This is a genomic window from Streptococcus infantis SPAR10 (assembly GCF_000279535.1).
Taxonomy (GTDB): domain Bacteria; phylum Bacillota; class Bacilli; order Lactobacillales; family Streptococcaceae; genus Streptococcus; species Streptococcus infantis_I.
On the sequence record NZ_ALCH01000002.1, the window covers coordinates 1 to 12,040 of the forward strand.

The 12,040-nt window shown below is 34.9% G+C and carries 11 protein-coding genes, 1 tRNA gene and 1 rRNA gene; all 13 read right to left on the reverse strand.

The window, feature by feature from the left end:
- Positions 1-156: ribosomal RNA gene (locus SPAR10_RS0101860) — 16S ribosomal RNA — on the reverse strand; the annotation flags it as partial.
- A 228-nt stretch (positions 157-384) separates the two neighbouring features.
- Positions 385-456, reverse strand: a tRNA-Glu gene (locus tag SPAR10_RS03770).
- Positions 457-619: 163 nt separating this feature from the next.
- Positions 620-2,578, reverse strand: coding sequence for an ATP-dependent zinc metalloprotease FtsH (ftsH, locus tag SPAR10_RS03775; protein ID WP_004250916.1), 1,959 nt, complete (start codon positions 2,576-2,578; stop codon positions 620-622).
- A gap of 16 nt (positions 2,579-2,594) precedes the next feature.
- Positions 2,595-3,137 carry a hypoxanthine phosphoribosyltransferase gene (hpt, locus tag SPAR10_RS03780; protein ID WP_004250918.1) on the reverse strand — a complete coding sequence of 181 codons (543 nt, stop codon included), beginning with the start codon at positions 3,135-3,137 and terminating at the stop codon, positions 2,595-2,597.
- A 4-nt stretch (positions 3,138-3,141) separates the two neighbouring features.
- Positions 3,142-4,419 carry a tRNA lysidine(34) synthetase TilS gene (gene tilS / locus SPAR10_RS03785; protein WP_004250920.1) on the reverse strand — a complete coding sequence of 426 codons (1,278 nt, stop codon included), beginning with the start codon at positions 4,417-4,419 and terminating at the stop codon, positions 3,142-3,144.
- Positions 4,416-5,684 carry a serine hydrolase gene (locus tag SPAR10_RS03790; RefSeq protein ID WP_004250922.1) on the reverse strand — a complete coding sequence of 423 codons (1,269 nt, stop codon included), beginning with the start codon at positions 5,682-5,684 and terminating at the stop codon, positions 4,416-4,418. The genes tilS and SPAR10_RS03790 overlap by 4 nt, the downstream gene beginning before the upstream one ends.
- Positions 5,677-5,799 (reverse strand): SP_0009 family protein, encoded by a 123-nt coding sequence (locus SPAR10_RS11280; protein ID WP_004250924.1) that lies wholly within the window; start codon positions 5,797-5,799, stop codon positions 5,677-5,679. The genes SPAR10_RS03790 and SPAR10_RS11280 overlap by 8 nt, the downstream gene beginning before the upstream one ends.
- 6 nt (positions 5,800-5,805) lie before the next feature.
- On the reverse strand, positions 5,806-6,174 hold the full coding sequence (locus SPAR10_RS03795) for a septum formation initiator family protein (protein WP_004250925.1): 369 nt from the start codon (positions 6,172-6,174) through the stop codon (positions 5,806-5,808).
- On the reverse strand, positions 6,167-6,433 hold the full coding sequence (locus SPAR10_RS03800; RefSeq protein WP_004250926.1) for an RNA-binding S4 domain-containing protein: 267 nt from the start codon (positions 6,431-6,433) through the stop codon (positions 6,167-6,169). The genes SPAR10_RS03795 and SPAR10_RS03800 overlap by 8 nt, the downstream gene beginning before the upstream one ends.
- 65 nt (positions 6,434-6,498) lie before the next feature.
- A complete protein-coding gene (mfd, locus tag SPAR10_RS03805; RefSeq protein WP_029747255.1) occupies positions 6,499-10,002 on the reverse strand; it encodes a transcription-repair coupling factor in 3,504 nt (1,167 codons plus the stop codon).
- Positions 9,995-10,564, reverse strand: coding sequence for an aminoacyl-tRNA hydrolase (gene pth, locus SPAR10_RS03810; protein ID WP_004250929.1), 570 nt, complete (start codon positions 10,562-10,564; stop codon positions 9,995-9,997). Before pth ends, mfd begins: the two co-directional genes overlap by 8 nt.
- A gap of 72 nt (positions 10,565-10,636) precedes the next feature.
- On the reverse strand, positions 10,637-11,752 hold the full coding sequence (ychF, locus tag SPAR10_RS03815) for a redox-regulated ATPase YchF (protein WP_004250931.1): 1,116 nt from the start codon (positions 11,750-11,752) through the stop codon (positions 10,637-10,639).
- Positions 11,753-11,836: 84 nt separating this feature from the next.
- Positions 11,837-12,031 (reverse strand): DUF951 domain-containing protein, encoded by a 195-nt coding sequence (locus tag SPAR10_RS03820; protein WP_004250933.1) that lies wholly within the window; start codon positions 12,029-12,031, stop codon positions 11,837-11,839.
- Positions 12,032-12,040 lie beyond the last annotated feature (9 nt).

Consider the following 12,040-nt stretch of genomic DNA (forward strand, 5'->3'; position numbering starts at 1 on the left):
CCAATAGTTATCCCCCGCTACCAGGCAGGTTACCTACGCGTTACTCACCCGTTCGCAACTCATCCAGAAGAGCAAGCTCCTCCTTCAGCGTTCTACTTGCATGTATTAGGCACGCCGCCAGCGTTCGTCCTGAGCCAGGATCAAACTCTCATTAAAAGTTTGAGTTCTCACTCATTTCTGTCACTGACAGATTTATTGTTTTTTCATTGTTCAGTACTACAACCTTAAGTTATAGTGCCCTGCACATTGGTTCGTCTTGTTCAGTTTTCAAAGGTCTTTGTCGCGCTTGCGACAACTATATTAGTATATCACAGTCACTTTTCTCTGTCAACAGGTTTTTTTAACTTTTTTTAAATCCTATTTCCATCAACCGCGATACACCCATAGTCCGTACGGGATTCGAACCCGTGTTACCGCCGTGAAAAGGCGGTGTCTTAACCCCTTGACCAACGGACCTTGAGCTTTTTCAACTCTTTCTATTATACCTACTTTTAGATTCTTGTCAACTAGTTTGATTTGTTTTTTCTGAAATTTTTTACTGGTTTTCATAGATTAGTTTTTATAAATAAGAAAGAGAGGATATAATAGTATCCTCTCTTGTATCTTGTCTACTAATATTTTAGTTTTCTTCAGCCATTTTTGATTTGACTTCATCATATGATAGGGCACGTGATTCCTCTTCTACTGATTCAGGCATTTTCCCTGTTTCGTAAAGAGATTTGATTTGTGTACTATCCAATGTTTCATATTTCAATAAGGCTTCTGCAATTAATTTATGCGTTTCACGATTTGATTGAATAATTTCAGCTGCTTTATTACGTGCTTCATTCAACAATGCTCGAACTTCTTCATCAATTTCATATGCAGTACGTTCTGAAATAGATTTTTGTGGAGTTTGAGCACCAAACATAGCATGATTACCTTCGTATTGAACAGGTCCGAGTTTTTCACTCATACCATACTCTGTAACCATTGCACGCGCCATTTGTGTAGCTTGCTCAAAGTCGTTTGATGCACCTGTTGTTTGGACATTAAAGATGATTTCTTCAGCAACACGTCCACCCATCAAACCAGCTAATTGTTCTTTCATATCTTCTTTAGATAGCAACATTTGATCTTCTTTTGGAAGAGCAATCATGTAACCACCTGCACGACCACGTGGAACAATTGTTACCTTATGAACGACACGCGCATTTGATAAGACTAACCCTACGATAGTGTGCCCGGCTTCGTGATAAGCAACCATTCCACGTTCTTTTTGAGAAACAGTTTTATCTTTCTTAGAAGGCCCTGCAATAACGCGGTCTTCTGCCTCATCAATATCAGAAGCATCAATGACTGATTTGTTACGACGGGCAGCAACTAATGCCGCTTCGTTCAATACATTTTCTAAATCAGCACCAACAAAACCTGGAGTTTGTTGTGCTACTAACTTCAAATCCACATCTTCTGCTAGAGGTTTATTTCTAGCATGGACTTTCAGAATTGCTTCGCGTCCTTTAACATCTGGACGACCAACCAATACTTTTCTGTCAAAACGACCTGGACGAAGAAGGGCTGGATCTAGAACATCTGAACGGTTCGTTGCCGCAATGACAATTATCCCTTCATTTCCTTCAAAACCATCCATTTCAATCAAGAGTTGGTTCAAGGTTTGTTCACGTTCATCATTACCTCCACCAAGACCGACACCACGTTGGCGACCAACGGCATCAATTTCATCGATGAAGATAATAGCTGGCGCTGCTTTTTTAGCGTCCTCAAAGAGTGAACGTACACGGCTGGCACCGACACCAACGAACATTTCTACGAAGTCAGAACCTGAAATACTAAAGAACGGTACTCCAGCTTCTCCTGCTACTGCTTTAGCAAGTAATGTTTTACCAGTTCCCGGAGGTCCCTCTAAGAGAACACCAGCTGGGATACGAGCACCTAATTTTGTAAAGCGTTTTGGATCTTTCAAGAATTCAACAACTTCAACAAGTTCTTGTTTTTCTTCTTCAGCTCCTGCTACATCTGAAAAGCGTACTTTGATATCTTCCTTATTAGCAGCCTTAGCTTTACTGCGTCCAAAACTCATCGGATTGCGTCCGCTGTTTCCTCCCATATTTCCCATCATAGAAAATAGGAAGAAGAATAAAATAGCAAATGGCACTACCGAAACTAGGATGTTAATCCACATACCACTTGAGCTTTCGTGCTTGACTTCAACTTGTGTTTGGTGTTCACCAGCTAGTTTTTGCAAATCTGCTACAGTAGTATCCGATGGAAGAATAATACTTGTAAATTTTTCTACTTTTGTTGCAGAAGGTGTGAAAAACTGAATACCTGTTTCCGGTTTTTCTGTTTTAGCAGTTTTATAGACACCAGACACTTCAATAATACTACCACTTGGTTGATAGGTTATTTCTTTTACATTGTCATTAGTGATTTCCTGCACCAATTCTGAGTATTTAATTTGTTGACTGTGCCCGGCAACTCTCCCAGCGAAAAAGTACTGGAATCCCGTTACTAGCAAGAAAATCATCAACAAATAAAGAAATGGATTTTTTATAAAACCATTATTTTGTTTTTGCATTCAACAACTTACCCTTCTATTTTGAGTAAACTTCCTCTTTCAATACACCTACATAAGGAAGGTTACGATAATTTTCATTATAGTCTAAACCATAGCCTACAACGAATTCATTTGGAATTGTAAAACATGTATAATCTGCTTCAATTTCTACAGTACGTCCTTCTGGTTTATCCAGCATAGTAACAATCTTAACAGACGCTGCTTCTCTAGCAGTAAACATATCTCTCAAACTTTTTAATGTTTGTCCAGTATCAATAATATCTTCTACAAAGACAATGTGTCTACCTTTAACATCTTGAGTGACATCTTGTTTGATATTAATGACACCACTACTTACAGTTCCACCATGATAACTAGAAACCATCATAAAATCCATTTCAAGGTGAGTGTCGATATATTTGACTAATTCTGCCATAAAAGGAATAGATCCTTTTAAAATTCCAACTAAAATCGGATTTTTCCCTTCATAATCTTTTGTCAATTGAGCACCTAACTTCTTAGCTGCTTCTGTAATTTCATCTTGCGAAATCATAATTTTCTTGATGTCTTGTTCTAACATGATTTTACCTATCTATTTTTTCTATATAAAGTACAGTGTTCATTATATCATTTTTCGTTTTTATACTCAAATCACTGAGTTCAATTCCTAAAATTGAACAAATCTTTCCGAATTGCTCAACAATAATCGCATTTTTTCGTTTTTCTGCAGGAATTTTTAAATCAATAAAAAGTCGCCTTACTTTTTTTTGATGACCATTTATTATCAAATAATCACCTGGCTGTCGATGCCGCAAAATCAATGATGTTTCACGGGAAACATTTATTTGTTGAACATTTTCACCTTTTAGAGGAATTCCAAATGAAAATAGAAAACCTTCATAATAAACTTGATTTTGATAGTTTAACACACACTCACTACTTTTTTCATCAGACTTTGGTCTGATTTTACCAATTTGAAAGTGCTGGTATTCTTTTATAAGTTCATAACCATTTTTTATATTATGGCGATATTGACTCTTAGTTTTTAAAATATGATGAATTTCTTGAAATTGTTCTCTTGTTACATTTAAATCAGCAAAACGACTAAGGTATTGTTGTAGTAAAACTCCTTGCGTTGCTTCACTAAAAGATAAAAACTGAGTTAAATCTTCTACATCAACTGCTTGAGATAATTCAGCCAGAGCAATTTGATAGTCAGAAACTTCTTTTCCAAACTCTAAAATTGCTTTTTTTACCTGAACATTTTCTTTTTCTAACTGTGGCAGATAGAGGTTGCGAATACGATTGCGAAGATAGTGATTTTCTTTATTCGTTGAATCTTCAAAATGCTCAATTTCAGGAAAATCCTTCTTATAAAAAGACAACAAAGGACGAATCAACTCTCCCTTATCAAACATTTGTCTTTCTTTAATAGCTGATAAATGGTGTAGTCTAACACCTCTAATCAATCGCATAAAGATCGTCTCAACTTGATCATCTGCATGATGAGCTGTTACAAGAGCTGTAGATGAAGTTTTCTCCATCACTTCTCTAAAGAATTCATAGCGAAATTGACGAGCATTCGCTTCTGAAAAATCTCCAGTAAAACAAGCTACATAAATTGGAACTCCAGCTTGTTCAGCTAATTTTCTTAATTCATTTTCTTCATTATCTGACTCTGGTCGTTGTTTATGATTTACATGAGCTAAAAACAATTCAATACCAAGTTCTTTTTGATAGGTCAAAAGAAGTTGAAAAAGAAACATCGAATCCAATCCACCAGACAAGGCCAGCACAACTCTTGAATGTCCTTCAAAGTAACCTTTTTCTAGAAAATGATTTAAAAAATCGCGGTCTCTCATTTTAGGACCTCGTAGACATCCTTAGCAATTTTAGAAATAGTATCGTAATCAGAATTTTTGGTAAAGATTGAAACAACGAAAGGAGAATCTGTATAGACTATTCCCACATCGTGTTTAAATTCATCTGCATCCCCAATTTTATGGGCTACCTTAGCAGAAATATTCTTAGCAATCCGCTGATTATCAAAAGATGTTTGTGAAAGAGATTCTAAAACAAAACCATTCTGATTATAAATAGATTCCATAACTTGACCAGCCATTTTAGCTGAAGCCATCTTATCTGTCACATCCCATTCTTCACCTGCGATAGTAGCCATTTCTTTTTTAAAGGCTTCATCTGATTTATTCGTAATATAATAAGCGAGAATATTATGAGCTACATTGTCAGATTCTTTTGCAGTTTTTGTGATTAAATCTTTGATTGTGTATTCTTTATTGTCCGCTGTTTTAGGGAGACTTCCGCTTCCTTCCGGTTTATAAGAACCAGGGAAATCATTAACTTCGGAAACATACTTCAATTTCGTGTCAAGTTGGTAATCACCTTGATTGATTTTTTCCTGAACAGAATAAAGATAAGGTAATTTCATAACACTAGCAGCATACATTTTCTGATTTTCATTAATGCCAGCTTCCTTACCTGTACTCAATTGTTTAATATAAATAGAGAACTGTTCATTTTGATAATTTGCAGATAGCAACTCTTGTACTTTCTGAATACGATTATCATCATCGGAAATATAATCCGTCGAAATCCAGCCCGTTTGCTTGATATGTATGAATTCACGACCTTCAGCAAAAATAGACATATCTGCTTCAACTTCTTGATAAGGCGCTAAAGTAGACTTTAATTCTTGTTGATCATAAGGACTATTATAAACGACAAATCCCGGTTCTAGCCATACTCGTTTAGAAAAATCGTTTACGATGGAACTATCGTATAAAAGTCGTTTATCAGCCATTACAAATTGATTATTTGACAATTTAAAGACAGGTTGTCCTTGTTTATTTAATCGCCATTCTAAAACAGATAATTTTGTTTCTGCATTTACTTTACCCGATTCATTAATCAGGTCTTCTGTAGAATAAACTGGCGTCTCACCATAAAATTTTGGAGATTCTATAGTATCTTGATAATAAAAATGATACGGAGTATGAGTTAAAGAATAAACTTCTTGTTTTGGAATGATAACTGGATTCTCAGTGCTTACTACTTGAACGCTTTTTAGGAAAATAGGAAGTAGTAATATCACTAAAAATTTACGCATTCTTTTTCCCCTCTTCTTCTTGTAGCCGTAACAGATGATTCTTTTGAGCTAACTCATCTAATTTTTCATCTGACTGACTTAAAAATTTTTCGATAATATCTAATAAATTTTCCATTTCGCATTACCTAGGAAGTAAGTCCGGAATTGTATAAACTTCCTCCCATGTTTTTGAATAATAATATTTTGCACGGGAATATTTAGCCGCATAGGATTCATCTTTTAGCTTAGTTGCTAAACTAGCTTCTTTATCCTTTTCATCGCTCAAGTCCTGATATTGTTTTTTCAAATCAGCTAGTTGCTGGCGACGTGTTAGTAATTGTTGGTAACTTTGTGCTAAATTGTAAGTTGGTAAGATGAATAGCAACATAATCAAAATCAAAACCCAACCCATAAAACGATTACGTTTTTGACGTTCTTCCATCATGTATTTACGTCGTTGGTGTTCATTTTGAATAAATGAATTATTCATTTGGACTATTTTTTTATACATCGTCTTCTACCCTTGTTTCACTGATAATTTCATACATTCCAGCTGCATCTTCTTTTTTTGTGCTATCTTTCATTTCGAGCACCTTTACAAGCAACAATTTATTTCCAAAACGAATTTCAACCTGATCATTGATTTTTAAATCAGTTGAACTTTTAGCAAGGATACCATTAACCTTGATTCGCCCTTTATCTGCAACTTCCTTAGCTACCGTACGGCGTTTAATAATTCGTGATACTTTTAAATATTTATCTAATCTCATCTTATAATACCTCAAATTATTATTGTACCATTTTTATCCCTTTTATAGAAGAAAAAAGGTAAGCCCTAATGTGACTCTTTTAAGTCTTTTATCTTCGCTAACGATTCTCCAAAGGTTAAGAGTCCTTCTAAAATCTCATAGTCTTTTTTATTTCGAATATCAAAAACAACTTCGATTAAACCTTGATTTTCAGAAATATTAGCCTTCAAATTTGTCTGAGAAAGAGCCTGGAAATAATCTTGTGTTAAAAATAGTTGTTGGGATATCTTTTCAAATTGAATGACAAGCTTATTATTTCTTCTTTCAACACGATTGACAAAAACTTTATCAAGATAAGCTTTAGCTAATCCAATTTCTAAGAGGTAAGCAACTACATCTGGATACTCTCCAAATCGGTCTATCAACTCATCTTGTAATTCTTCGTAATTGACACGGTTGTCAATTTGACGAATTCTCTTGTAAATCTCAATTTTATGTCGTTCATCCGAAATATACTCATCTGGAAGATAGGCATCAATTTGTAGAATTAACTCAGCATTTCCTTTTTCACGTTTCTTATCAGTTCCATTCTTCTTAGCAATTGCTTCTTCCAGTAATTGAGAATAGAGTTCAAAACCAACAGAATCGATAAAACCTGACTGCGAACTTCCTAAAAGATTACCCGCTCCACGAATGGATAAATCACGCATGGCAATTTTGAAACCAGAACCCAATTCAGTGAAACCTTTAATTGCCTCCAATCTCTTCTCAGAAACTTCTGTCAATGATTTATCTGGTCTATACATAAGATAGGCATAAGCAATACGATTACTACGACCAACCCGACCTCTTAATTGATACAAGGTTGACAATCCCATATGATCCGCATTTTCGATAAACAAGGTATTGGCATTTGGAATGTCTACCCCTGTTTCAATGATTGTTGTTGTTACTAAAATATCATATTCACCTTCAATAAAGTCAAGTAGTGTATTCTCCAAACGAATTTCACTCATTTGACCATGAACAAAACCAATAGAAGCTTCTGGAATCAGTTCTTGTAACTCTGAAACCTTCTTTTCAATCGTGTCAACTTTATTGTAAAGATAGTAAACCTGACCACCACGATCAATTTCTCTCAATACAGCATCTCGAATGACACGATCATTCTGTTCAAGGACATAGGTTTGTACAGGATATCGATTGGTTGGGGGAGTTTCGATGACAGATAAATCTCGAATACCTAGCATAGACATATGTAGAGTTCGAGGAATTGGTGTAGCTGTCAAAGTTAAGACATCAACCTTCTTTTTTAATTCCTTCAAAGCTTCCTTATGTTTGACACCAAAACGTTGTTCTTCATCGATGATGATTAATCCTAAATCAGCAAATTCAACATCTTTAGACAAAACTCGATGGGTTCCTATCAGGATATCAACTTGGCCTTTTTTCAATTTTTCAAGTGTTTCAGTCTGCTCTTTTTTACTTCTAAAACGACTCAAAACATCTACATTGACAGCAAATTGCTCAAATCTTTCCTTAAAATTACTATAATGTTGCTGAGCCAAAACTGTAGTAGGTACTAAAACAACAACCTGTTTATGATTGTTGACAGCCTTAAAAGCAGCTCGCATGGCCACCTCAGTCTTACCAAAACCAACATCTCCAACTAAAAGTCTATCCATTGGTTGAGAAGCCTGCATATCTTTCTTAATTTCTTCGATACTTCGAAGTTGATCTTCAGTTTCAACATAAGGAAAAGCCTCATCAAAAGCAACTTGATCTTCATCATCTTTTGAAAATGCAAAACCTTCAAGTTGACTCCTCTCTGCATATAACTTAATTAAGTCATCTGCAATGTCTTCAACTTGATTTTTAACTTTTTGCTTAGCTTTTTTAAAACGTCCATCGTTTAATTTGTTTAACTTTGGAGCCTTACCGTCACTTGAAACATACTTAGATAAGGTTTGGATTTGTTCTACAGGGATAGAAATTCGATCTCCATTTTGATATTGGATACTTACATAATCTCGGTGAATCCCTTTGAGTTCAATCGTTTCTATTCCTAAATATTGACCAATCCCATGAATTTGATGAACAACATAATCTCCTTTTTGGAGTTCACTATAATCCTTTAATCTTTCAGCATTACTGATATTTTGTCTTCTGTATTTGCGTTTAATTTTCTTTTTGAAAATTTCATATTCAGTGATGAATACAAGATTCTCATCCACAAAATGAAAACCATGACGAAGGTTTCCTTCAACAAGATTGACAGTTCCTTTACAGATTTCACTTTGATTACTATTGTCAACTTTAATGCTATATTCATCAAGAATCGTTGACAGTTTTTTTAGTTCTGTTTGGCTACTTGATTGAAGAACAATCGTATATTTTAATTTTTTATAGCGTTCAATTTCTTCTTTCAGAAAAGAAAACTGATTGAAGAATTCTTGCATTGGATATTGATTAAATTGATAAAGATGATCAAATTTTAGATTTCCAAGTCCCTTTTGAAAATTAGAAAAGAAGCTAGCTGGTAAATATTTTTTAAACTGACTTTCTACGTCAGCAAAATATTGTAAACTTGATACAGCTTTACTGTTGTGTAAATCCTCTGTAAAGTAGCTAGCTGTTTCCTTATCAAAAATATCATACTGATTCATAATTTTTTGAAAATCATCAAAGATAATAGGCACTTGGTTCAAGTAGTCAATCAAGGTCCACTGTTTTTTATAAAAAACAGACAAAAATTTACGAATATCAGCATGAAGAACTTGCTCTTTCGCACAACTAAAAACTTCTTCTAAGTACGACTTTAATGTAGGTGAAATAGTTTTATCCATCTCATGTTCTAAGAATTGTTGACCACGATGATAATCTTCAGTAGCTAGTAAAATATCACTAGCTGGGTAGATTGAGACTTGAGATTGACTATCTTTTGATAATTGTGTATCTGCGTCGAATTCTCTAATCCCATCTATTTCATCACCAAAAAATTCTATTCGGTAAGGAGATAGTTGTGAAGTTTCAAAGATATCTAAAATATCCCCTCGAAGACTAAATTCACCTTGACTTTGAACTTGAGTAACTTTTTTATAACCAAGTGAAATCAATTGACTTTTTAATTCTCTTTGTTCACACTCTTCGCCAACTTCAAGTTTTAACACACTGTTATCAAAGACTTGAGGATCTGGTAAGAATAAACGGCTAGCTGCCATGTTACAAACTAGTATTCCTTTTTGAGATTTATCTCTTAGAAAACGCAAGGCTTCAACTCTTGAAAAAATCTTTTCTTGAGACGATACTAAAAATTCTACCATTGGTGAATCATCTACTAAAAATGGATAAACCATATCAGTACCCAGGATAGAAATTAAATCATTTACTAGACGATCAGCTTCTCCATAAGTAGATGTCATTACTATAATCTTGTTCTGATTTTTAACACTACTTGCAATAGCTAAAGACTTTGCTGAACCAGAGAGACCTAGTAGTAATTCCCTCTGCTTGAGAGATAAATGTTCACTCCATAATTGTATCTGCTTGTTCTCTAAAAAGAATTCGATTAATGACATTCCCTTACCCATTGTATTTCTGCATTGTTTTTTCAAAGTTTTTCTCTTGTAAATAATAATTTACAGCATCGTCAACCTTGTCAATAGACTGTAAAATACCTATATAGTCATCCTTGTCAAATTTACTCAAAACGTGGTGAACAACAGACATTCCTTTTTTAGGTCTACCGATACCAATCTTTACACGATTGAAAACCTGTGTACCAATATGTTGGATAATTGACTTGATACCATTATGACCGCCAGCTGATCCTTTAGCGCGAAGTCGAATTTTTCCTACTTCCATGTCAAGATCATCGTAAATAATCAGTAAATCTTCAATATCTAAACCATAGTAGGTTAATAAAGCATGAACTGCTTTCCCACTTTCATTCATAAAAGTTGTTGGTTTCACTAGATAAATTTTTTCACCATTAAGGAAAAATGAAGCTAATTCAGCTTGGAATATTTTATCGTGTGTAAAAGATACATTCTGTTTTTTTGCTAGTTGGTCAATCAACATAAAACCAACATTATGCTTTGTCTCAAAATATTTATCCCCTGGATTTCCCAATCCTACAAGTAATTTTGTCATTTAAATTTCCTTTCAAAAGCCAAAAGGGTTGGAATTTTTTTCCAACCTAATTGACACTATTTAAAATGTTGATTATACGTTAAAGCGGAATTCCATAATATCGCCATCTTGAACGACATATTCTTTTCCTTCTTCACGCAAGCGTCCAGCTTCTTTTACAGCCTTTTCAGATCCGTATTTAATCAAATCATCATAAGACATAGTTACTGCACGAATAAAACCTTTTTCGAAGTCAGAGTGGATGATACCAGCAGCTTGAGGGGCTTTCATGCCACGTTTAAAGGTCCAAGCACGAACCTCTTTTTCACCAGCTGTGAAGTAAGTTCCAAGTCCAAGTAGATGGTAAGCAGCACGAGTCAACTTATCCACACCTGATTCTGTCAAACCAATAGCTTCAAGAAACTCTTTTTTATCTTCATCGTCTAATTCAGAAATTTCTTCTTCAGCACGCGCAGAAATGACCACTACCTCTGCATTTTCTGTTGCTGCGAATTCACGAATCTGCTTCACATAATCAATAGAGTCTGAGTCTCCAACAACATCCTCATCAACGTTAGCTACATAAAGAACTGGTTTAGTAGTCAAGAGGAAAAGACCTTTGACAACCTTTTGCTCTTCATCTGTAAATTCAATAGTACGAGCTGATTTACCGTCTTCAAGGACAGGTTTAATCTTTTGGAGAACGTTAAATTCTGCAACTGATTCCTTATCTTTTTGCGTACGTGCCATCTTTTCCACACGCGCATAGCGTTTATTAACAGATTCTAAGTCAGCAAGAATCAATTCTAGGTTAATGGTATCAATATCTGCCAATGGATCTACAAAAGCATCTTCACGACCTTGCTCACGCATGACATTTTCATCATCAAAGGCACGAACTACATGGACAATGGCATCAACTTCACGGATATTGGCCAAGAATTTATTACCGAGACCTTCTCCTTTTGACGCACCTTTTACAATCCCTGCAATATCTGTAAATTCAAAGGTTGTTGGGACTGTCTTCTTAGGAGTAATCATTTCAGTCAATTTTTGTAGGCGTTCATCTGGAACTTCTACCATCCCAACGTTTGGATCAATAGTTGCAAATGGATAGTTTGCAGCCTCTGCTCCTGCTTTTGTAATTGCATTAAATAGGGTTGATTTACCAACGTTTGGCAAACCCACGATACCTGCTGTTAAAGCCATAATTTCTCATTCTCCGTTCACATTTCAATCTTCAATATTATAACACAAAAAGGGAAAACTTGCTAACCCTCTAACTCCTTGCATTTAGTCGATAATTTTACTCATTTTTCTTTCAAAATCATAGCGACTCATCATGACAACATGATCACAATTACTGCATTTTATTTTGATATCTGCACCTAGACGTGTAATTTCCCAACGATTCGCTTTTTTGCCTGTAGATTTGATTGTACAAGCGTGTGGTTTTTTCATTTCAACAAAATTTCCAACTTGATACATACTACTCTC